The organism is Aquiflexum sp. (genome assembly GCF_041751335.1).
Classification (GTDB): domain Bacteria; phylum Bacteroidota; class Bacteroidia; order Cytophagales; family Cyclobacteriaceae; genus Aquiflexum.
In genome coordinates this window covers 13,799-35,446 of record NZ_JBGSXS010000239.1, presented here as the reverse complement: position 1 = coordinate 35,446, position 21,648 = coordinate 13,799, and the positions used below count along the sequence as shown (strand labels likewise).

At 37.6% G+C, this 21,648-nt stretch carries 20 protein-coding genes; 16 read left to right on the top strand and 4 right to left on the bottom strand.

Annotation, left to right across the window (positions count from 1 at the left end; translation table 11 throughout):
- Positions 1-237 precede the first annotated feature (237 nt).
- The 4 genes from ACEW8U_RS13295 to ACEW8U_RS13280 all read left to right on the top strand — a co-directional run bounded on the left by ACEW8U_RS13295 (position 238) and on the right by ACEW8U_RS13280 (position 5,434).
- On the top strand, positions 238-2,793 hold the full coding sequence (locus ACEW8U_RS13295; protein ID WP_373522540.1) for a two-component regulator propeller domain-containing protein: 2,556 nt from the start codon (positions 238-240) through the stop codon (positions 2,791-2,793).
- Entirely contained in the window at positions 2,793-3,200 is a 408-nt protein-coding gene (locus ACEW8U_RS13290) for a response regulator (protein WP_373522539.1), read from the top strand. The genes ACEW8U_RS13295 and ACEW8U_RS13290 overlap by 1 nt, the downstream gene beginning before the upstream one ends.
- Positions 3,201-3,293: 93 nt before the next feature.
- Positions 3,294-3,644: a hypothetical protein gene (locus tag ACEW8U_RS13285; protein WP_373522538.1), complete on the top strand. Its 351-nt coding sequence runs from the start codon at positions 3,294-3,296 to the stop codon at positions 3,642-3,644.
- A gap of 8 nt (positions 3,645-3,652) precedes the next feature.
- Entirely contained in the window at positions 3,653-5,434 is a 1,782-nt protein-coding gene (locus tag ACEW8U_RS13280; protein WP_373522537.1) for an adenylate/guanylate cyclase domain-containing protein, read from the top strand.
- Positions 5,435-5,754: 320 nt separating this feature from the next.
- On the opposite strand, the gene ACEW8U_RS13275 is transcribed toward ACEW8U_RS13280, so the two are convergent.
- The 3 genes from ACEW8U_RS13275 to ACEW8U_RS13265 all read right to left on the bottom strand — a co-directional run bounded on the left by ACEW8U_RS13275 (position 5,755) and on the right by ACEW8U_RS13265 (position 9,651).
- Positions 5,755-6,957, bottom strand: a complete 1,203-nt coding sequence (locus ACEW8U_RS13275) for a hypothetical protein (RefSeq protein ID WP_373522536.1) — start codon at positions 6,955-6,957, stop codon at positions 5,755-5,757.
- A 153-nt stretch (positions 6,958-7,110) separates the two neighbouring features.
- On the bottom strand, positions 7,111-7,740 hold the full coding sequence (locus ACEW8U_RS13270; protein ID WP_373522535.1) for a response regulator: 630 nt from the start codon (positions 7,738-7,740) through the stop codon (positions 7,111-7,113).
- 60 nt (positions 7,741-7,800) lie between these two features.
- Complete coding sequence (locus tag ACEW8U_RS13265; RefSeq protein WP_373522534.1) at positions 7,801-9,651, bottom strand: histidine kinase; 1,851 nt, start codon at positions 9,649-9,651, stop codon at positions 7,801-7,803.
- 123 nt (positions 9,652-9,774) lie between these two features.
- Between ACEW8U_RS13265 and ACEW8U_RS13260 the strand changes: the two genes are divergently transcribed.
- The 7 genes from ACEW8U_RS13260 (at position 9,775) to ACEW8U_RS13230 (ending at position 15,888) form a co-directional block, all read left to right on the top strand.
- Positions 9,775-10,728: a DUF2268 domain-containing putative Zn-dependent protease gene (locus ACEW8U_RS13260; RefSeq protein WP_373522533.1), complete on the top strand. Its 954-nt coding sequence runs from the start codon at positions 9,775-9,777 to the stop codon at positions 10,726-10,728.
- Entirely contained in the window at positions 10,709-11,812 is a 1,104-nt protein-coding gene (locus tag ACEW8U_RS13255; protein ID WP_373522532.1) for a BamA/TamA family outer membrane protein, read from the top strand. The genes ACEW8U_RS13260 and ACEW8U_RS13255 overlap by 20 nt, the downstream gene beginning before the upstream one ends.
- A gap of 163 nt (positions 11,813-11,975) precedes the next feature.
- The gene (locus tag ACEW8U_RS13250) at positions 11,976-12,437 is read left to right on the top strand and encodes a YdeI/OmpD-associated family protein (RefSeq protein ID WP_373522531.1); all 462 of its coding nucleotides are present in this window, start codon (positions 11,976-11,978) and stop codon (positions 12,435-12,437) included.
- Between the two features lie 2 nt (positions 12,438-12,439).
- Entirely contained in the window at positions 12,440-13,060 is a 621-nt protein-coding gene (locus tag ACEW8U_RS13245) for a hypothetical protein (RefSeq protein WP_373522530.1), read from the top strand.
- A gap of 97 nt (positions 13,061-13,157) precedes the next feature.
- The gene (locus ACEW8U_RS13240; protein ID WP_373522529.1) at positions 13,158-13,988 is read left to right on the top strand and encodes a fumarylacetoacetate hydrolase family protein; all 831 of its coding nucleotides are present in this window, start codon (positions 13,158-13,160) and stop codon (positions 13,986-13,988) included.
- 123 nt (positions 13,989-14,111) lie between these two features.
- Positions 14,112-15,194: a sensor histidine kinase gene (locus tag ACEW8U_RS13235; RefSeq protein ID WP_373522528.1), complete on the top strand. Its 1,083-nt coding sequence runs from the start codon at positions 14,112-14,114 to the stop codon at positions 15,192-15,194.
- The gene (locus ACEW8U_RS13230) at positions 15,169-15,888 is read left to right on the top strand and encodes a LytR/AlgR family response regulator transcription factor (protein ID WP_373522527.1); all 720 of its coding nucleotides are present in this window, start codon (positions 15,169-15,171) and stop codon (positions 15,886-15,888) included. Before ACEW8U_RS13235 ends, ACEW8U_RS13230 begins: the two co-directional genes overlap by 26 nt.
- 161 nt (positions 15,889-16,049) lie before the next feature.
- Here ACEW8U_RS13230 and ACEW8U_RS13225 read toward each other — a convergent pair whose 3' ends face one another.
- Entirely contained in the window at positions 16,050-16,214 is a 165-nt protein-coding gene (locus tag ACEW8U_RS13225; RefSeq protein WP_373522526.1) for a DUF1328 domain-containing protein, read from the bottom strand.
- Positions 16,215-16,416: 202 nt separating this feature from the next.
- Here ACEW8U_RS13225 and ACEW8U_RS13220 point away from each other — a divergent pair, with 202 nt between their 5' ends.
- The 5 genes from ACEW8U_RS13220 (at position 16,417) to ACEW8U_RS13200 (ending at position 21,621) form a co-directional block, all read left to right on the top strand.
- Positions 16,417-18,057 (top strand): acetolactate synthase large subunit, encoded by a 1,641-nt coding sequence (locus ACEW8U_RS13220; RefSeq protein WP_373522525.1) that lies wholly within the window; start codon positions 16,417-16,419, stop codon positions 18,055-18,057.
- A complete protein-coding gene (locus ACEW8U_RS13215; RefSeq protein WP_373522524.1) occupies positions 18,054-19,454 on the top strand; it encodes an aldehyde dehydrogenase family protein in 1,401 nt (466 codons plus the stop codon). Before ACEW8U_RS13220 ends, ACEW8U_RS13215 begins: the two co-directional genes overlap by 4 nt.
- A gap of 121 nt (positions 19,455-19,575) precedes the next feature.
- The gene (locus tag ACEW8U_RS13210; RefSeq protein ID WP_373522523.1) at positions 19,576-20,139 is read left to right on the top strand and encodes a DUF177 domain-containing protein; all 564 of its coding nucleotides are present in this window, start codon (positions 19,576-19,578) and stop codon (positions 20,137-20,139) included.
- Positions 20,140-20,156: 17 nt separating this feature from the next.
- A complete protein-coding gene (rpmF, locus tag ACEW8U_RS13205; RefSeq protein WP_373522522.1) occupies positions 20,157-20,348 on the top strand; it encodes a 50S ribosomal protein L32 in 192 nt (63 codons plus the stop codon).
- A 274-nt stretch (positions 20,349-20,622) separates the two neighbouring features.
- The gene (locus ACEW8U_RS13200; protein ID WP_373522521.1) at positions 20,623-21,621 is read left to right on the top strand and encodes a beta-ketoacyl-ACP synthase III; all 999 of its coding nucleotides are present in this window, start codon (positions 20,623-20,625) and stop codon (positions 21,619-21,621) included.
- Positions 21,622-21,648 lie beyond the last annotated feature (27 nt).

Sequence of the window (21,648 nt, the reverse complement as noted above, 5' to 3'; positions counted from 1 at the left end):
TTACAATTCCACCAGTTTTGTAAGCCTTCCTGATAGGTTGATTTTGAACAAACGGAATAAAAATTGGAGCAAATTTAATTTGAGAGTAAAACAATTATCACGCCTAGTTTAACGATTTTGACCGGTAAAATTCTACTAAAGATATCTTTCTTACTATTATTCCCATCATTGTTCTTGGTTTCAAAAGAAAGGTTAACCCTTTCCAATTTTGACAGTCTCCAGCAACATACACCAACTATGGGGAAAGGCTATGTGATGGAAATATGGGACAATACCAATGGATTGCCCCAAAATGCCATTTATGCGCTAGAAAAAGACAATACGGGATTTTTGTGGATGTCCACTGAAGAAGGTTTAGTCCGTTTGGATGGAACTTATACGAAGGTATTTGACAAAGAAAGCTACCCGGAAATGCTGGAACAGACTTACTATTCATTTTTTAAAACAAAGAGTGGAATTTGGGCTTCGGCCGACAAAAGTATTGCCCTACTTGATAAAAATATCCTACAAGTAATCGATTGTTCCCAAATTACAGAAAATACGTGGATCAGAGCGATATCAGAATCGGAAAATGGTTTGTTGGTTGGAATGCAAAATGGTAAAATCTACAATTGGAAAAATGGCCGATTTAGTGTTCTTGATTTTTGGAATCCAGAATCAAAACTCGAAATCCAAAGTTTTTTCAACCTTGAAAATTCCAAAATGTTGGTGGGTACAAACCGCGGGCTTTATGAAATTGATTTAAAATTAAAGGAAGCCAAACTTATTTCATCCATTAGTTTTTCTGCACAAAAAATCTTTGGAAACTTAGCTGCAATTTATATTTCGGTCCCAGAATCAGGGATTTTCAGTCTGAAAGAAAATTATGAAATGGAAAAGATTATTTCTTATGAAGATTTCCATGACATCAACCCCATTAGCCTTACCTCCGATTCCGAAAACCGAATTTGGGCAGGATCATTGGAAAAGGGTGTCATGATGATTGAAAATAAAAAGGTTACTCGCTTCTCCTATCCTGAACTTAAAAATTATCCCGTAAGAAAAATTATTAAAGAAAAAAACAACCTCTATTTAGGCACCCTTGGAAAAGGACTTGCATTGGTCAGACCGGCAAAAGTAAATCAAGTGAGTTTTGAGGTTCTCCAAGAAAAAAATATCAAAGCCATTTATCAGGCACCAGATAGCAGTATTTGGGTTGGGACAAGATCAGATGGTATTTTTAAGATAAAATCCGGAGAAATAGTTTCGGTAAATGTGAGCGATGGTTTACTACAAAATGGTGTGATTACCATTGGCGCCAGAGAAGAAAAAGTTTTTGTTGGATCCATTGGAGGGGTTTCAGTTATTGATATTAAATCAGGCAAAGTCATTGAAAAAATTACTCAAGAAGATGGGCTGAAAAGTAATTATACCTACGCAATTTACAAAGACTCCAATAATTGGTTATGGATTTTGACCAGATATGGGGGTATGCATTATTTCGATGAAAACGATCTGCTTCACAAAGTTGAGCTTCCCGAAAATTTCTCAAATACCAATTTTATCAGTATCCTAGAATTGAAGAATAAAGAAATTCTTATTGGATCTATGAATCAAGGTATATTTAGAATTAAGGATGGTAATTTTATAGAAAACCAAACTTTGCCTTTAACCCCAGGAGAGCATATTATTTACTGTATGTATGAGGATAATAACGAAGACTTATGGATAGGTACACATGGTGGCATGTTGCTTTATTCCAACAGAAAATATAAATCTCTTCGAAAGTCTCACGGTTTGAAATCACAGAGTGTCTACAGTATCACAGAGGATCAAACAGAAGGAATTTGGTTAAGTAATAATTTTGGTGTACAATATATACCAAATTCAGAATTGAAGAGGTTTAAGGAAAACAAGGACCAGGATTTTTTCATCAGTTCCACATTGTACAACAAAAATCTCGGGATGCCCAATTCTGAGGCAAATGGACTGATTTTCCCAGCGGCTATAAAAGACTTTTCGGAAAAAATATGGATTCCTACAGTGGAAGGTATCGGAATTATTGATCCTTCCGAAGTAAGAAGCTTTGAGCAAAATGCAGCTAATTTCCAATGGGATGAACTGATTGTTGGAGATCATAAGGTTCCTTTTGAGGATAAAATTGACATACCTCCAGGAGAGAATATGTTTCAGATTTCATTTACCAATATAGACTTTGAAAACCCCAGCCAATATTCGCTTTTTTACAGGATTGAAGGGGGAAATACTGAATGGTTGCCCATCAAAGACCAAAGACATCTTATTTTCAATGGCCTGAAACCAGGCAAATATAATCTTGAAGTTAAAGTTCTTAGATATGGCAAAACGGATGTGGTAAAATCCTTGCCAATAGAGATTGAGGCTTATTTCTTTGAAACTATAATATTCAAGGTTTTTGCAATAATCTGCCTCTTTCTTTTAGTTTATTTTATCATCAAATACTTCTTCAATATTAAAATGAAGAATGATCTGGGAACCTTGGTTAATAAAAGGACAACAGAACTAAGCGATACTAATGAAAAATTGAAAATTGCGATTTCAGAAATAGAAGCTCAAAATTTAACCCTAAAAGAAATCACTTGGAACCAGTCACATTTGGTGCGAGCTCCACTGACCAAAGCAATGGGCATCAATCAATTATTGATCAACTATCTTAAATATTCTAATGTAGGTAAAAGTCGAGAGCAGCTTGAAAGCGAGTTAATGGATACATTGAAACAACTTGATGAGATAGTAAGAGATATTCATTCTAAATCTGAAAAATTAAGAAAATAGTGGCAGCTGTTGGACCGAAAATTTTTATAATTGATGATGATCCTGGCGTGATTTTTCTCCACGAGATCATTCTCAAAGAAAGTAAATTAACAGATCATCCTGAATGTTTCAGTGATGCCAGAGAAGCCTTAGGCTATATTTTCAATATTGATGAGGATTGTTCTAAACTATTGATATTTCTGGATATCAACATGCCTAAAATGTCAGGGTGGGATTTTTTGGAAGTCCTTAAAAAAAAGATCCATAAAGCTGATATAAAAGTAATCATGGTAACCTCCTCCCTGAGCAAAGAAGATAAGGAGAAATCAAATGAGTTTCCTTCGGTAATTGATTTTTGGGAAAAACCTATCAATGAAATCCAATCAATTAAACTCCAAAAAAGATTGAAGGATTGGTTGTCTGTATAACAAAAAACAACAATGTCATTTATTTATAATTATTTTTTTTTAGATTGTATCAAACTTATTTTTCTAAAAGATAATCTAACAAAATTTTAATTTATGTCAAATCATAAAATATGGATATTGGGAATCAATCCGGAAAATCCCAATCAGCTCATCTTGTCAGTAAAGGATAAAATCACCAACAATCTCAATGTCAAGCCAGGAGATAAAGTGAGTTGGGAAATTAAAAAAAAATCAGGTGTAGCTTCTATTTCCATCACCAAAAACGAATCCTCTAAAAATGTTTTCAGCAAAGGTCCCAAAGAAATAAAAGACTCAAGCAGTTGGAAAGGCACTGTTGATCCGGATATCACTGTGCCATCTAATGAATTATACACCATTCATTTTACACCTAAAGGCAGTAAGGAAATTCACAGATACGATCCAAAAATTTCTGTAAACAACTAAATATTATTATGAATAGTAATTCAAAAGCCTCTCTATTTGGGATAGGCTTTTTTTGCTTTGTCGTTGGTAGTACTTTCGGACAGGATCAGAAAGTCGCTGATAGCCTGACAAGAATCTATGAACAGGATATCCTCAAGGATACGCTAAAGCTTGAATTACTCAGAAATCTGGCATTTAACGAAAGTAGGGATCTTCAAAAGGCATTGGGATATGCTGAAGAGCTTATCAGACTTTCTCAGGAGCAGAATAATCATCTTTACCTATATCGGGGGTATTTACAACAAGGTTATAAAAAAAGACTTCTTGGAAATCTTGAAGAAGCCATGGCCGCGTTTTTCAAAAGTTCTGATGCAGCAAGGATAGCTGAATTTCCTGAAGGAGAAGGTACTGCTTTTGGTGCTATAGCAGACATTTATTCCATTTCGGAAAATCATGTCAATGCGATGCTGTATTACCACAAATCCATAGACATACTCAGAGCCGCCAAAGATTCAGTTTCCCTAGCTGCAGCCTTAATGAATGCAGGTGATGAATTCCTTCACAGACAATACTTTGATTCTGCGTTGGTTTATTTTGAAGAGTCAGGATTTATTTTTGAAAAGGCAGATTATCTGATCGGCAAGGCATATAATCTCGGAAATATCGGAATGGTATATGCCAATATTGGAAAAAATGAACTTGCCGAATCCAATATCAATGAGGCTATCAGAATCCTGGAAGAAATGGAAGATTTTTACCCAATCAGTATCTACCTGATCTATATGGCAGATATATACATGGAAAAGGGCGATCAAACCACTGCATTAACGTACGCAAAACGAAGTTTGGACCTGGGCAAAGTTCACGGACTGAAAGAACAGATAAGTGATGCTAACCTAAAATTATCTGAACTCTATGAAAAGTCAGGAAATATTGAGGAATCCTTCAGGTATTATAAAGATCATATCGCTTATAGAGATAGTGTAAGCAATGTGACGACAGTCCAAAATATGGCCAATCTGAGGACAGATTTTGAGGTTTCCCGAAAACAGATAGAGGTAGACCTGCTCAATCAGGAAAAACGTAACCAAAGAAATGTCTTGTTCTCCCTGATAATTATCATGGCATTAGGTGCCATCATCTTGGGGATTTTATTTTGGTACTACAAAAAAATACAAAAAGAAAAAAAGCGATCCGAGACCCTTCTTTTAAATATTCTCCCATCTGAAACGGCTAAGGAATTGAAATTAAATGGAAAGGTAGAAGCTGTCAAATCCAACTTTGTGACAGTTATGTTTACTGATTTTGTGAATTTTTCCAAACAATCAGAACTGATAGAACCTGAAAAGTTGGTAAAAGGAATTGATTTTTATTTTAAAGCCTTTGATGAAATCATCACCAAACATGGATTGGAAAAAATCAAAACCATTGGGGATTCATACATGTGTGCAAGCGGATTGCCTACACCCAATAAAGATCATGCCCTGAATATGGTCAAGGCTGCCAAAGAAATGGTGGCTTTTGTTGAAAGGGTAAAAAAATTAAACAATCAACTACCGCATTTTGAAATGAGGCTAGGTATACATTCCGGGCCAGTCATAGCTGGAATAGTAGGCATCAAAAAATGGCAGTATGACATTTGGGGAAATACCGTAAACATTGCTTCAAGAATGGAGTCTGCTTCAAAACCGGGCAAAATCAACATATCCGAAACCACCTATCAGGAAATAAAAGATCATTTTCCCTGTGAGTTTCGTGGCGAAATTCAGGTCAAAAACGGAGGCTCTTTTAAGATGTATTTTTTAACTTAATCACGGAATAAAGGGAAGTTTTATTTACGAAATATGAATATCCGGCTAAATACAATTAGCCAGCTCTTTCCGGAACAAATGGGTAGAAGTCCGAAACAGGAAGTCTATAGTTTCAGATAATTCAGGCTGCTCCAAAGTATCTTATAAATATTGCTTTTTACTTGTATAATTCCGGATATTCATATTACGAAATTTTCTCTTGTTCGAAAATCCAAATGAGTGAAATTGATTTTGTGAACTCTCTATCGTTTCTTGATAAGCTTTTAAAATACCGTGATCTGAGGGTACATATTAAACAAACTTTTTAAGAAATCGCTTAATCAAGCCCCGATCGTAACCTGACCGACCTGATTACTGACACGCCCACAGACATCAACCAGCGTAAGTATATAGCGACAACCAGGCTGCATTTGTGCCAAAGGAACCAATATTGTCAGCTTGGTGCCACTTTCAGAAGACACAGGACCAATGGTAGCCAAAGTGCAACCGGTACCTCCCTGTGGGGAAAATCGGGCTTCTTGATACCAATTGAGGCCATTTCCAGTCAAAACAATTTCGGGGTTGCCCGCTGCGCTGTAAGAAAACGTCCTTTGGGTAAATGTGCTGTAAGAACGATCAGGGAATGAAGATACTGGATAAGTTAATTTTTCAGAGGATTTGGTGGTACCATCAATAACAGCAACAAAATCCATCATATTGGCAAAGCGACCTGTCAGGACCGGGTCAGGTGTGGAGCAATTGCCATTGGCAAAATCCAGAGGAATTACAAATTTATAACTACTAGCACAATTGGTAGGACCGGTAGATTCCACTTTTGTCAACGGTAAGTAAACACCATTAACGAGCAGTTTCATTTTTTCATCGATTCCTGAACTTGCACCATAAAGACCCACACCAGGAATGCTGATTTGGTTTTCAAGCTCTTTCCCAGGAATCATCCCTCCTCCTTTAGTTCCCGAATTGGTGTAACAAATTTCGGCGATATGGGGTATTCCCAAAAGCTTAACCTTTTCTGAAACAGCTGTTTTCCCATTTACAGTAACGCTGATATTTGGATTGATTACCCCGCAGGCTCTATTGTTTGAGTTTTCTGAAGCAGTTTTATATGGAATCTTTATGGTGAGAGATGTGGCTGTTGCCCTTAAAACAGTTGCTTTTCGCCAGCCTGTAGAGTCAGTCCTGTTATCAGATGAACAACTCCCAAATGCAGCTGTCTCATTTTTGAGCCAAACAAAATTGTCCTCAAGTTTGGTAGAAAACCCTTTACCTGTTAATGTCAACTCATCGCCCCAGAAAGTGAATTCGGGAGATGTAGCGGTAACCTCAACACTTACTGTTGGATTAGGATTATTTGGGTTGTTGGGGTTATTTATATTTGGATTGTTAGGGTCTTGCTCTTCTGCACATCCAAGCAATCCGACTAGGGAAATCCCTAAAACCAATAAATTAAAAAATTTATTTTTCCCATACTTTACTATTGCGAAGGAATCCTCAAATTTTGAAGAAGCACTGAAAGTTTTCATCTTGTTATAATTAAGTGACAATAAAATACCATACTAAGCAAAGCCCCTAATTTTAAAACAATCTTCATAATGTTTGCCTGAGCTAAAATTCAGAATTATAAATTGCACCATCAATACCATAATAGGGGGATATTAAAAAAATATATCAAAAAGTCAGACCAACTTTTCATGTAAAGCTTTACTGATAGCTTCACCTTGGGAATGGACATGGAGTTTGTCGTAAATCCGCTTAATATGGGTACGAACTGTCTCAAAGCTTATCCCCAATTCGGCAGCAATCAGTTTAAAACTATTACCTTTTGAAAGTGATCTGAGTATTTCTTTTTCTCTTTCAGAAAGCATGTATTTATTGGCAGGTTTTTGAACATGTAGCTGATCGATTACGAGCCTTGCAATAGATGGACTCATGGGTGCTCCTCCTTCCAATACTTCCTGAATAGCCAAAACCAATCTATCTGAAACATTTCTTTTCAACAAGTAACCATTCGCTCCGGCCATCAAGGCATCAAACACGTGGCTATTATCATCAAATACAGTTAACATGATGATTTGGGTGGTCAAGTCATATTCCCGGATTTGCTTAACTGCCTCTACTCCATTAATACCCGGCATGTCTATATCCATCAAAACTACATCAGGCCTGCAGTTTATCACAATCTCTCTAGCTTGTTTGGCATCACCAAAATTTCCAACAATCTCAAACTCATCCCTAAGCATGAGAAGTTGACAAAGCCCTTCCCTCAAATTGGTATTATCTTCAAAAATTAAAATTTTTACAGGCATAGTTTTTTGATTGCATTGATAACAAGTTAAGATGTAGTATCGGATTAACCAATACCTCAATCAGGTGACAGGCGCTTCAAGTTTTATCATAGTACCTCTTTCCGGTTCAGTTTTTAATTCAAATTTGGCTTGAATTTGTTTTGCCCGGTTCTCCATGTTTAGTAAGCCATTGCTTTTATTCAATTCTCTCTGATAATTAAAGCCTACACCATTATCAGCGATTTCAATGAATAGAAGATTATTTTTCACTTCAAGAGAAATCAAAACTTCTGTCGCCGAACTGTATTTCGCACAGTTATTCACTGCCTCCTTGAATATCAGGTAGATATTCTTTCTGAAAACAGGATTCAAATTGAGTTCTGAAAGGTTACCTCCCTGATGAAATGCATATTGTATTCCCAAAGGCTCCAAAATTTCAGCAGCAAAATCTTTCATCCTAAAAATCAGCTTTTCTAGACTGTCATTATTGGGATTGATCGACCAAACGATTTGGGTCAGGTTGTCCATGATAGAACGGGCATTTTGTTGGATTTTTTGCAACTGACCAATAACAGTCTCTTTATCCTCCATCTTCAGAAGTGCAATTCGACTATTGACATCTATGCTTGACAGTGTTGACCCTATTTCATCATGAAGATCACTGGATATCTGATTTCTGAGCATTTGTTCGTTAAGTTCCTGCTTTAACCTGTATCTATTAAAAATCAGGTAAGCAATACCCAAGCTTGCCAAAAACAAAAAGATTGCGAAAATCTGAAATTGCATTCTTCTCCTGGTGCGGGAGTTTTCAAGTTCCATGTTTGATTTGAGCAGCGCTATTTCCTGATCTTGCTTTTCTGATTCATATTTTTCTTTCAGCCCAATCATATTTTCAAGTTGTTTTTGTTGATCAAGACTGTCTTTCATTATGCCTGCCATGTTCAGATATACAAATGCCTTTTGCCATTGCCCTGTTTCTTTGTACAAATTGGCCAACTCGGAAGCAGCGTCAAATTGGTAATTCAAGAAATCAAGGGTATCACTGATGAAGAATGCCTGGTTCAAAAAATATTCCGCCTCCTTATATTTTTCAAGGGCTATTTGTGCCTTTCCAATTACCAAAGCCTCATAAGCCATATCCGCTTTATTTCCCAGTTTATCAAAAAGCTCATAAGCCATAATATATTGGCTAAGCGACTCCTCAAACAGCTGCTTCATATAAAAAGTATCCCCTAAATGTTCCCTTACCATAGCCAACTGATATTCATTATTCTCTTTACCTTCAATGATTTTAAGGCATTTTTCCAAAACAGTCAGACTACTGTCCACCATATTGATTTTCCTCAATAGGATACTGAGGCTAATTGCGGTATTGACAGATCTTCTCAAATCTCCCTGAAATTCAAAGCCTTTAATAGCCTCATTGAAATATTCTACGGATTTTTTATTGTCTCCCTGTTCTCTATACAAAATACCAAGAAGCCTTTTGGTATCTGTTTGTAAAGGAACATCTTTCAGAGCAAGGGAAAGGGAATCCGCCTCAAGGGCAAAAACCAATGCTTCACCAAAGCGGGACTGTTTGGTCATGACTTCTGTCAGATTGATATCCACCCTTGCCACATCATATAGGAAGTTTTCCTTGGCAAAAACATCCCGTGATAAATTAAGATAATAGACGGAAGAATCTAGATTTCCCTTGTGCATAAACACCCATCCTAATGCATTATAGGAATTGGCTATACCCTTATTAAAAGTATTTCTTCGGGCATCATGAAGTGCTTCATTGGCCAAATTGTAGGCGGAATCTGAATTTACAGCAGCTAAATCAAATGCTTTTGTGGCTTTCGCCAATAACAAAGAATCCGAATTCTGGGAATAAATTGGGAAGTTTACCCCTAAAAGCAGAATAACAAGAAAGCATACTTTATTCATACCGCTGCAAAATGAAGGTAAAAGATACAAAATTCTCCATATGCAATAGTAAGAAGCTTAATGATTGTTTGAATTTTCAGAACCAAATCTATTAGTTTTATAAAATCTAAATTCTTAACAATTTTGAAAAATTTACTACTGACATATTTCTTACTTTTTCTTTTTGCTTTTAATACGAAGGGGCAAGCTCCTACAATAATCACATCAGATATTGATAACTTCTGGGATGCATTTGACAGGTTATATAATGCAAAGTCCAAAAAGGATAGCATCATGATTATGGATGTATTATATCTGAAAAGAGCAAGTGAGGGATTCAAAAAACTGATCAAAGCAAGGGACCTTACTGCAGAAAAATACATCTCTCAGATCGGTCGATACCCTGAATATTGGAAATCGGTGAGAAAAAATACACTTTCAGTTGCTGGATACCGGTCGGAAATAAAGAACCAAATTAATTTGTACGGGCAATCCTTAAAAAACTTCAAAGCCCCAGATATATGTTTTGCCATAGGCATTTTGTCCACAGGTGGCACTGTGAGAGGTGGTTGGCTACTGATCGGTACGGAAATGGTGGCCTCAGACAGTACTACTGTTAGGGAGGGCATGAACGGGTGGCTAAAACATACCCTGCCCAAAAAACCCATGATTCTGGAATTTACAGCACATGAAATGGTACATACCCAACAACGAATTGGTCCGGGAGTGGTTTGGGGCCACTTTAACCATCGCTTGTTGACAATGACTATCATGGAGGGGGCCGCAGATTTTATTGCCAAGAAGATTACCGGAACTTCCATCAACGAAAGTATGTACGCTTACGCATACGAAAATGAGAAACAAATCTGGAAAGAATTTTCCCAAGAAATGTACGGCATGGACTACAGCAATTGGTTGTATAACGGAAATAACTCCAAAGATCGCCCCGCTGACTTGGGCTATTTTGTAGGTTACAGAATCTGTGAGTCTTATTATAACAAAGCAGCTGACAAAGAAAAAGCACTGAATGAAATTCTCAAAACCAATAATTTCCGAAAGTTTCTTAAAAAGAGCGGCTATGGTAATAAATTCAACTAATCTTAAACAGACTTTATTGGTATTTGTTTTTGTGTTTATTTCGGCTGAACAAATTCAGGCACAGAATGACAGTACTTTCCAAAAGCCAACTTTTGCCGTCTTACCCCTCGTGTATTTTACACCGGAGACAAGTTGGGCCTTTGGAGTAGGTGCAGTCACCAATTTCAAAATGGGAGGCAGCAGCGAAAATACCTTTGAAAGTCAGGTAGCAGTAGGATTTGCCTATACCCTTTTTGACCAGGTGTTATCCTTTAGCAGTTGGAGATTGTTTACAAAGGAAAACAAAAACCTGTTTGCCGGGGAGTTGGGCTGGTATGATTATGTTTATTTCTTCTATGGAGTAGGTAATGAAATCAGGGAACAAGACAGAGAATCTTTTGATGCCAGATTACCGAGACTACGCTTTGATTATCTGAGAAAAGTCTCTGCCAATTTATATGCAGGGTTCCGGTATCATTTTGACAATTTTGATATCAGAAGGGTCGAACCATCCGGCCTATTGGAGTCCGGATTATACCATGGCTTGGAAGGCGGGACAGTCAGTGGTTTTGGCCCCATGTTGTACTATGACAGCAGGGATAGTCAGCTCTACCCCACCTCGGGTACCTTTGCGGAAAGCAGTCTTCAGTATTTCAATTCAGCCATAGGCAGTGATTTCCGTTATTGGAGATGGGTGGTAGATTTTAGAAAAGTCCATCAAATCAAAGAAAACCAACATTTTGCCTGGCAGGCCTATTCTGAAATCCAGGCCGGCGACCCACCATTTTTTTTATTATCCCAAATGGGAGGAAACCGTTTGATGAGGGGACTATTTGAAGGAAAGTTCAGGGATAATAACATGGCCGCAATTCAGGGGGAATACCGGTGGAAATTCCTACCTAGGTGGGGATTAGTTGGCTTTGCTGGATTGGGAAATGTATATTCCAACGATCGTCCCTTCCAAATCCAAAATACCATGGCAACTTATGGTCTTGGCGGAAGATTCAAGTTGAGCAAGCGGGAAAAGCTCAATCTCAGGTTAGATCTTGCCCATTCTCCTGGAGAAGAATTCAGGTTTTATCTTACTTTTGGGGAAGCTTTTTGATTTGGGTCAAGGTCAAAACCTTTGGTTTAGGTTCTGGTATCTTTTTTATTGGTCAAATCTTTTTATCAGAATTCTCCAAGTGCATTAATTTCAACTCCTAACCACATAGAATAAAATATTTAATTTTATAAATTTAGGAAAAGGAAATTGAGTCCTTGCTGTAATGAAAAAAATCCCGCTAACTGACAAAAACTATCTTTTAGAAAAATTCCCCGGAAAAGGTGGCTGGACCTATGCACTTATTCCCGAAGTACTTATGGAAAAACGATTTCCATTTGGATGGATGAAAGTCAGGGGATTTATCGACAATTTTCAACTGGATAATTATAAACTGATGCCATTTGGAAATGGACTCCTATTTTTACCTGTGAATGCAAAAATCAGAAAATCCATAAAAAAAGAAGCTGGGGATCAAGTACATATCCAACTTTTCGAATATGTAAGACCTCAGGGAATTCCTGATGAAATCATGGATTGTCTTAAAGATGCCCCCAAAGCGTTGAACAGATTTTTGAGCCTTCCCGATTGGGAACAAAAACTATATATTGAATCAGTTTTGGATGCCAAAAAACAGGACACCCAAGTAGAAAGGATCGTCAGGATGATAGATAAACTTGATTATTGAATATGAAAAAGAAAATGATTGTGATCTGGGCTGTAATGCTTTCCATGGGTATTATCCCTGTGTCATGCGACTTGTTTTGCCCTGACTCCTGCGGATGTGGTCCATCTTCCCAATTCAAGGAATTTTCCATTAAAGATTTTGCTATTGGCGATTTGTTAATTGGGACTTCAGATTTCAACCCTAACTTTTTCTATGAAAAAGACCAATTATTTAAAGTAATTGAAATTTCAGGCTTTGAATATTTATCCCAAATCCAAGAATCCAAATTACATTTTTTCTTTATAAACGGAGCTTATGCCTGCTCACCGATTCCTCCATCTTCAATTCAGAAAATCGATGATTTGAAGATTATCAACAAAAAGGAAATCTATCTATCTAATAATATGATTTTGAAAGAAGAGGAAATAACAGATAGATTTTTAATTTCAAATTATCCAACGATTGCAGGTCAAACCATTCCCTCCTTCCTTGAAAATGACCATCGGATATTTATGGGTGAACCATTTTACCTTAGATGGAATGAGTCCATTGCAAACGAGACTGAGTTGAACTTTGATATCCTGATCAAACTCAGTGATGGACAAGAGTTCAAGTTTGAAGATGAAGTGATGAAAATAAAATAATGCTTGATTCCTTCATCTAAAAATATAATCTTCATGAAATGAATTGTCATAATTACATTTCTAAAAACAGTACCAATAAACCATTAACCCTATTTCTATGAAAATTTACAAATCTTCAAACAACATCATCATCGAATCAGCGGGCAAGCATTACCTCGCAGACACTAAGGATTGGAACGCTCTTGTCAACCAAGAAAATCTTTACGGCAAACTCAAAGACCATGCAAACGCTTCGAATGAAATCAATTGGACAGCTGATATGCTTCAAGCACCCATCGGCACCCAAGAAATTTGGGCTGCGGGTGTAACTTATTTTAGGAGCAGGGAAGCAAGGATGGAAGAATCCAAGGATAGCGGTGCCGATGTATTCTATTCCAAAGTATATGAAGCAGAAAGGCCTGAATTGTTTTTCAAATCCACTCATTACCGTGTAGCTAATCCCGGAGGAAAAGTCAATATCCGTAAAGATTCAAAATGGAATGTGCCAGAACCAGAACTGACCCTTCTTATCAATTCATCTGGGAAAATTGTTGGTTATACCATTGGGAATGATATGAGTTCTAGAGATATAGAAGGTGAAAACCCATTATACCTTCCTCAAGCAAAATGCTATGATCTCGCAGCCGCTATTGGGCCTTGTCTTTTTGTTCCCGAAGAGCCAATAGATCCTAACAGCAAAATTGTAATGAAAATAGAAAGGGATTCAAAAATAGTTTTTGAAGGGGATATTTCTATCAACCAAATGAAAAGAGGGCATGAGGAATTGGCCGAGTTTCTTTTTAGAGAAATGAGTTTTCCAGATGGGGTATATCTGATGACAGGAACCTGCTTGGTTCCGGATGATACTTTCACACTTCAACCAGGCGATATTGTAAGTATAGAAATCGAAGCAATTGGCATTTTGAAAAATACAGTAGCAATAAGATAAAATTCACGCTACCCAACATTCATCCCCAGAAACATGCAACCCTGTATTCTACTGCAGATATAATTGCTGTTTATCTCAACTTTGTCAAAGATAGCTTCAAAACCTGTCCGTTTCGAATGAGTTATGCAAAAAATAAACCTGACCAAGCCTCAGAAATATTGGTTGTTGCAAATCCTTGGATGGAGTTCTATTGTATTTGTAGAAACCATCAATTATACCTTCTTTATAATTCAGAGGTTTGATTGGGATTTTGTATTTCAGTTTGGCATATTGTCCTTATCCGGATTGATTGCTTCTCATAAATACAAAACATTCTTTATCAAGCCTTCTTTATTTGAAAAGAGTCTATCCCGAATTTGGTTCAGGGCATTATTGGATACTTTTTTTATCACACTGTCCATGGTGGTTATCTTTTACTCACCAATGCTTTTTCAGGAAACTGAGTATAATACGTTAGATGTGTTTTTGATACAATTTCTTGGACAGATCATGAATGTGGCCAGGTATGTAGTTGTGTGGATCATCATTTATTACCTGTACCACATTCTGAACAGAAACAAAGAGATTTCAGAGCAAAAACTCTTGATGGAAACCTTGGTAAAAACGGCTGAGCTTGAACTGTTAAAATCCCAATTAAATCCTCATTTCCTATTTAATGCACTAAACAGTATAAAAGCCCTAGTCCTCATAGATGCCGATAAAGCGCGAGAGGCTATTATCAAACTCAGTGAACTTTTAAGATTTACCCTTAATTATGAAAAAACTCCTTTTATCAATCTTTCTGATGAAATCAATGAAGTTGTTAAATACCTTGAACTGGAAAAGATAAGATTTGGAGACCGTTTGGATGTGACCATTGACCTTGATGCAGAATCTTTGGATGCAAAAGTCCCACCTGCTATGGTCCTGACACTTGCTGAGAATGCCATCAAACATGGCATCAACCATTTACCAGATGGAGGAGTCATCGGAATTAAGTCATCCATATCTTCCAAAATGTTCAAAATTGAAGTAACCAATCCTGGTGAACTCAAAATCGGAGAAAATAAAGGAATTGGGCTTAACAATATCAGGAAAAGACTGAAAAGCCTTTTTGGGGAAAATGCCGAAATCAACCTCAGCAATAAATTACCTGATCAAATTACAGTTACCATTTTGTATCCATTAACCTATGCAAGCCATGACAAAGAAATATTACATCGTTGATGATGAAATTCTGGCAATCCGGGAGCTTGAAACTTTATTGCTTCCCTACCCCAAACTGGAATTGATAGGAAAAAGTGAAAGAGTTTCCAAAGCAATATCCGACATCAATACGCTCAAACCGGATTTGATATTTTTGGATATAAACATGCCAGGAATGGACGGATTTGAATTACTGGGTAAGTTGGATGAAGTTCCCGAGGTCATATTTGTAACCGCATATGATGAATATGCAATTAAAGCCTTTGAAGTCAATGCATTGGATTATATTCTAAAACCCATCAACCCTGAAAGGCTCAAAGACGCCATTTCAAAGGTGGAGAAAAGGTTTAAGGATTACACTAATAGTTCCCAGGATAAACTAGGTCTTGAAAAAAAGATTTTTATTAAAGATGGTGAGAAATGCTTCTTTGTTCCGGTAAAGGATATTTTTCTTATTGAAAGCGAGGGAAATTATGTCAAGGTTTATTTTGAAAACAAAAAACCCTTACTGCACAAATCCCTTACCTATATGGACAGTAGACTTCCTGAGGAGGTTTTTTTTAGGGCAAATAGACAATTTATCATCAACCTGAATTTTGTTAAAAACATAGAGCCTTACTTTAACAGTACTTTGTTGGTAGAAATGCAAAACGGACAGAAGATAGACCTCAGTCAGCGACAAAGTGTGAAATTCAGGGAATTGACAGGGATTTGATTTTCTTTAAGCAGTGATTAACCCATATCGATTCTTGCCTGAATTGACCAATTAGCTATTGAAATCCCAAATCTCTCACTGAGATTACAAGACTTCAAGGAAGCAATCGGAATTAGGCGAATGTGTTCATTTCGGGTAATTATAAATATTCTTTATGGGGATTAAAATCCGCTGACCAACCCTATAATCAGGGAGATCAAGAAAATCACAAGGAAGATATAGAAAACAAATTTAGCGATTGCAGCAAGTCCTTTTGCTACTCCGGTAAATCCCAGAACTGCCGCGATCAATGCTATAACAAGTGCGGTGATGACAAATGACAACATATTAAATGTGGTTGATGGTTAGAGGAGTTAATAGTTAAAATCAAAATATTCTTTTAAAACTACAAATTATAGACTAAACCTTAAAGAAAAAAATATTTTTATTTTCTAATAAAAACAAATAAAATCCATTTTTCAGGCAATCAATCTCACTAACTTGTGGTTGTATGTAAAAGTAAGTTTTTAAAACAACTAAAAACCAACCATGAAAGCTTCAGACCTTTTTGTCAAAGCCTTAGAAAATGAGGGTGTAGAGTACATATTTGCGGTTCCCGGGGAGGAAAATCTTGATTTTCTCCAATCCCTCAAGAATTCAAAAATCAAATTAATTATCAATCGGCACGAACAAGGGGCTGGATTTATGGCAGCCACCTACGGCAGACTGACAGGTAAGCCTGGTGTTTGTATGGCAACCTTAGGACCCGGTGCAACAAATCTAGTTACACCTGCTGCCTATGCCCAATTGGGTGGAATGCCTATGTTGATGATCACAGGGCAAAAACCGATCAAAAAAAGTAAGCAGGCCAGATTTCAGATTATTGATGTTGTCGACATGATGAAGTCTATCACCAAGTACACCAAACAAATCGTGGACAGCAATATTATTTCTTCCCATATTAGAGAAGCATTTAGATTGGCCATAGAAGAGAAGCCCGGAGCAGTTCATTTGGAATTTCCGGAGGACATCGCACAGGAAGACTGTGAGGACAGTGTTTTTGAGGTTGTGGGCCACATCATTCCAAATCCGGATGACATCGCAATTGAAAAAGCGGTAGAAATGATACATGATTCAAAAATGCCTTTGCTATTGATCGGTGCAGGGGCCAATAGAAAAGTAACCTGTGAGGCGTTACATGAATTTGTGGACCATACAGGTATTTACTTTTTTACCACCCAAATGGGGAAGGGAGTAATTGATGAAAGGCACCCTCAATATTTGGGAACTGCGGCTTTGTCAAGTAATGATTTCCTCCATGCTGCCATTGAAGAAGCTGACCTCATTATTAATGTTGGACATGATGTCATCGAAAAGCCTCCGTTTTTCATGAAAAACAATGGCAAAAAAGTCATTCATGTCAATTTCTCTCCTGCCGAGGTAGATCCGGTTTATTTTCCCCAATTAAATGTGGTAGGTGACATCACTAGTTCCGTCAAAAAATTGACAGCACATATCATGGTTCAAGAAGACTGGGATTTTGACTTTTACAAAAAAGTGAAAAAGGAAGTTTCAGAACACCTTTCAAAATATTTTCTAGATGAAAGGTTTCCGATGTTGCCACAAAGACTTGTCAACCTATTGAGAAAAAAACTAGAGTCTAAAGACATCATCACATTAGATAATGGGATTTATAAACTTTGGTTTGCCCGAAATTACACCTGCCATCAACCCAATACCCTCTTGCTTGACAATGCTTTGGCATCTATGGGTGCAGGCCTTCCATCAGCCATGATGGTCAAAATGCTATACCCTGATAGAAATGTAGTTGCTGTGGTAGGTGATGGTGGGTTTATGATGAACTCTCAGGAAATAGAGACTGCTGTACGATTGGATCTGCATTTGACGGTCATTATTCTAAGGGACAATGCTTACGGAATGATCAAATGGAAGCAGCAAGATATGGGATTTGATGATTTTGGTCTTGATTACAAAAATCCTGATTTTGTGATGTATGCTGAGAGTTATGGTGCAAAAGGCCATAGACCCAAAAATGATACTGACTTTCAGGAAATCCTCAATCATTGTCTTGAAAATAAAGCTGTTCATATCATCGACTTACCGGTCGATTATTCCCTTAACCACCCAATATTGAATGTCATGTTAAAAGAAAAAACAAAAAAACTATGAGCAATACCCAAACCTTGAAAGTCTTCTCTCCATTCGACAAGACGTTGATCCATGAAATTCCAATGGACGGGAAAAAAGATGTGGAAAAAGCTTTGAGGAAAGCACATGAGTTATTTTTGGATAGGTCCAAATGGATTCCTCCTTATGATAGGATTGCTATGCTTGAAAAAGTAGCGGAGTTGATGAAATCCGAACTAGAAGAACTGACCAATACCGCAGCTTCCGAAGGAGGTAAACCTTATCAGGATTCCAAAGTGGAAGTCCTACGCGCCATCAACGGGGTGAAAATTGCAGCAGAAGAAATCGGCCGACTGAATGGAAAACAAATCCCCATGGGATTAACACAAGCCTCTGCAAATAGAATAGCATTCACTACAAGAGAACCTATTGGAGTGGTCGCTTCAATTTCGGCTTTCAACCATCCTTTGAACCTCATAGTCCATCAGACAATAACAGCCTTTGCCGCAGGTTGTCCGGTTATCGTAAAACCTGCTTCCACCACACCACTTTCTTGTTTGGCTTTCGTTGAAATACTTTACAAAGCGGGTATACCAAAGGATTGGGTTCAGGTATTGATCATCGACAATGAATCTTCCGAAGTCCTTGCAACAGATAAACGTATCGGATATCTTTCATTTATTGGTTCAGCTAATGTCGGTTGGTATCTGAAATCAAAATTAGCTCCCGGAACAAGGTGTGCATTGGAGCATGGTGGAGCAGCTCCAGTAATTGTAGAGCCTGATGCAGAATTCAAATCTATGGTTCCTGCCCTTGTCAAAGGTGGTTTTTATCATGCTGGTCAGGTCTGTGTATCTGTTCAGAAAGTTTTTGTCCATGAATCTATCGCAAAGAACCTTGCCGATGAAATCTCCAAAGCAGCTGAGCAGTTGATAGTGGGTGATCCTATGGATAAAAATACGGAAGTAGGTCCTTTGATTGGTGAAAAGGAAGTTGATCGGGTTCATGAATGGGTATTGGAAGCAGAAAAAAGTGGTGGGGAAATACTTTGTGGAGGAAAGAAAATTTCGGACACCTGTTATTCACCAACAGTTATTTGGAACCCCTCCAAAGATTCCAAGGTATCAACAGCGGAAATATTTGGACCAGTGGTTTGTATTTACCCATATACTGACAGAGAAAAGGCTATTCAAGAAGCAAATAGTCTTGATTATCATTTTCAAGCCGCAGTATTTACCAAAGACCTTGATGTTGCATTTGATACAGTTCAAAAGCTCAATGCTACAGCGGTAATGGTCAATGACCATACTGCCTTTAGAGTGGATTGGATGCCCTTTGGAGGTAGAGATGCTTCAGGAGAAGGATTGGGAGGTATCCCCTACTCCATGCACGAAATGACCAGAGTTAAACTGATGGTTGTAAAAAGTAAATTTTTATGAGCTTCAAAACCGAATCCCGAATATGGGGTCAGGTTTTGATTTGGTTCAAATTATTTTTCAGCCAAATTTTATTTTACCAAGCATTTCCCTAAATTTGCGGTCTTGAAAAGCAGGAGGAGCCGTGAAATTCTTAAGAGCCTACGATATTGATGTCATTAAACTAAGGGAAGGTAAGCATACCTTTTCTTTTGAAGTGAAAGATGAGTTCTTTAAATTTTACGAAGCCAATGACTGGGTCAACGGATCCGATCTTACTGCAAATGTGACAGTTACAAAGACCGCTTCATTAATGGAAGCAGATTTTGATATTGTCGGAACCATTAGATTGACATGTGACAGAAGCTTAGAAGAATTTGATCATCCCATGGATGTGGCCGAAAAAGTCATTTACAAGTACGGGCTGGTCGAAGAGGAAATAAGTGAGGATGTGTATATGATAACCAAAGATACCCAAAGCATCAATGTAGCCCAGTTGATCTATGAATTCATTTTATTGGCCATTCCTGCCAAGAAAATCCATCCAGATTATATAGGAGAAATGGATAAAGATGAATTTGAAGAAGATGGTAGCTTGGTTTATCTTTCAGATGAATATGATTCGGACGAATCTGGAGATCAAGATATCCCGGAGAAACCCGCAGATCCCAGATGGGAAATATTAAATAAGTTAAAGAAAAAAGATTAATCTAAAATAGCATAGAGATGGCACATCCTAAACGCAAAATTTCGAAAACCAGAAGAGACAAAAGAAGAACTCATTATAAGTTAACTGCTCCAGGTCTTACACAATGTCCCACCACAGGTGAATATCATTTACCACATAGAGCATATTGGCTTGATGGCAAACTGTATTTCAAAGGGCAGGTTGTTATAGAGAAAGAAGTTCTTGCTTAATAATAGCACCAAATTCATTTTGACAAAATCCATCCCGGGAAGTTCCGGGATGGATTTTTATTTTCCTGATTTCTTCCCAAATCATTAATTTCAAAAAGCTATCTTTGTTTAAAAGCATTCAAAAACCAAAATTCTTTGGTGAAAAAGTGCTTTTTAGATAATTTTGGACCTTGATTAAAAAGCAATCAGACTGATCAAGGTACCTCCCCTAATTAAATCAAAGTTATATATTGCAGGGTCGTCGATTCTAAAATAAGCCTTAAATAATCATTGAATGAAAAAAACCAGAGCAGTTATTACCGGAGTTCATGGATGGGTACCCGAATATATTTTGACCAACCGAGAGCTTGAAACCATGGTGGACACCAATGATGAATGGATCATTACCAGAACGGGAATCAAAGAAAGAAGAATTCTCAAAGGAGATAACAAAGGCACTTCCATCATCGGAATCAACGCAATTAAAGGTCTACTGAAAAAGACAAATACAGATCCTGAAGAAATTGATCTAATCATTTGTGCAACGGTAACCCCTGACATGCCTTTTCCTGCAACTGCTAACATCATAGCCGACGGTGTTGGGGCAACCAAAAGCTATAGTTTTGATATTTCCGCTGCCTGTTCAGGATTTTTATATGCCTTGACTATGGGAAGCCAGTTTATAGAAACTGGAATGCACAAAAAAGTGATTATCGTTGGTGCAGATAAAATGTCATCTATTATTGACTATCAAGATAGAGCTACTTGTATCATTTTTGGCGATGGTGGCGGGGCTGTCCTTCTTGAGCCCACGACGGAAGAAGTTGGAGTCTTGGATTCATTATTACATTCAGATGGATCCGGTGCGCCATATCTTCATATGAAAGCAGGCGGTAGCAGAAAACCTGCAACCACCGAAACGATTGCCAATAGAGAGCATTATGCATTTCAAGAAGGTTCATCGGTATTTAAATTTGCTGTTACCAACATGGCAGAAGTAAGTGCCAATATAATGGCGAAAAATAACCTGACTGCGGCAGATGTCGCTTGGCTGGTGCCTCATCAAGCCAATAAAAGGATTATTGATGCAACGGCTAACCGAATGGGGATAGGTCCTGATAAGGTCATGCTGAATATAGAAAAATATGGAAATACCACCGCGGGAACTTTACCTCTATGCCTGTGGGATTATGAACCTCAGCTCAAAAAAGGCGATAACATTATTCTAGCCGCTTTTGGAGGAGGATTTACTTGGGGTGCGATTTACCTCAAATGGGGCTATGACCCAAAATAAAATAAACAATTAACCTAAATACTTAAA

Coding starts and splice junctions, on each gene's coding strand:
- ACEW8U_RS13295 (WP_373522540.1), top strand. CDS start 238: ATGGGGAAAGGCTATGTGATGGAAATATGGGACAATACCAATGGATTG.
- ACEW8U_RS13285 (WP_373522538.1), top strand. CDS start 3,294: ATGTCAAATCATAAAATATGGATATTGGGAATCAATCCGGAAAATCCC.
- ACEW8U_RS13280 (WP_373522537.1), top strand. CDS start 3,653: ATGAATAGTAATTCAAAAGCCTCTCTATTTGGGATAGGCTTTTTTTGC.
- ACEW8U_RS13275 (WP_373522536.1), bottom strand. CDS start 6,957: ATGAAAACTTTCAGTGCTTCTTCAAAATTTGAGGATTCCTTCGCAATA.
- ACEW8U_RS13270 (WP_373522535.1), bottom strand. CDS start 7,740: ATGCCTGTAAAAATTTTAATTTTTGAAGATAATACCAATTTGAGGGAA.
- ACEW8U_RS13265 (WP_373522534.1), bottom strand. CDS start 9,651: ATGAATAAAGTATGCTTTCTTGTTATTCTGCTTTTAGGGGTAAACTTC.
- ACEW8U_RS13255 (WP_373522532.1), top strand. CDS start 10,709: ATGGTAATAAATTCAACTAATCTTAAACAGACTTTATTGGTATTTGTT.
- ACEW8U_RS13250 (WP_373522531.1), top strand. CDS start 11,976: ATGAAAAAAATCCCGCTAACTGACAAAAACTATCTTTTAGAAAAATTC.
- ACEW8U_RS13245 (WP_373522530.1), top strand. CDS start 12,440: ATGAAAAAGAAAATGATTGTGATCTGGGCTGTAATGCTTTCCATGGGT.
- ACEW8U_RS13240 (WP_373522529.1), top strand. CDS start 13,158: ATGAAAATTTACAAATCTTCAAACAACATCATCATCGAATCAGCGGGC.
- ACEW8U_RS13235 (WP_373522528.1), top strand. CDS start 14,112: ATGCAAAAAATAAACCTGACCAAGCCTCAGAAATATTGGTTGTTGCAA.
- ACEW8U_RS13230 (WP_373522527.1), top strand. CDS start 15,169: ATGACAAAGAAATATTACATCGTTGATGATGAAATTCTGGCAATCCGG.
- ACEW8U_RS13225 (WP_373522526.1), bottom strand. CDS start 16,214: ATGTTGTCATTTGTCATCACCGCACTTGTTATAGCATTGATCGCGGCA.
- ACEW8U_RS13220 (WP_373522525.1), top strand. CDS start 16,417: ATGAAAGCTTCAGACCTTTTTGTCAAAGCCTTAGAAAATGAGGGTGTA.
- ACEW8U_RS13215 (WP_373522524.1), top strand. CDS start 18,054: ATGAGCAATACCCAAACCTTGAAAGTCTTCTCTCCATTCGACAAGACG.
- rpmF (WP_373522522.1), top strand. CDS start 20,157: ATGGCACATCCTAAACGCAAAATTTCGAAAACCAGAAGAGACAAAAGA.
- ACEW8U_RS13200 (WP_373522521.1), top strand. CDS start 20,623: ATGAAAAAAACCAGAGCAGTTATTACCGGAGTTCATGGATGGGTACCC.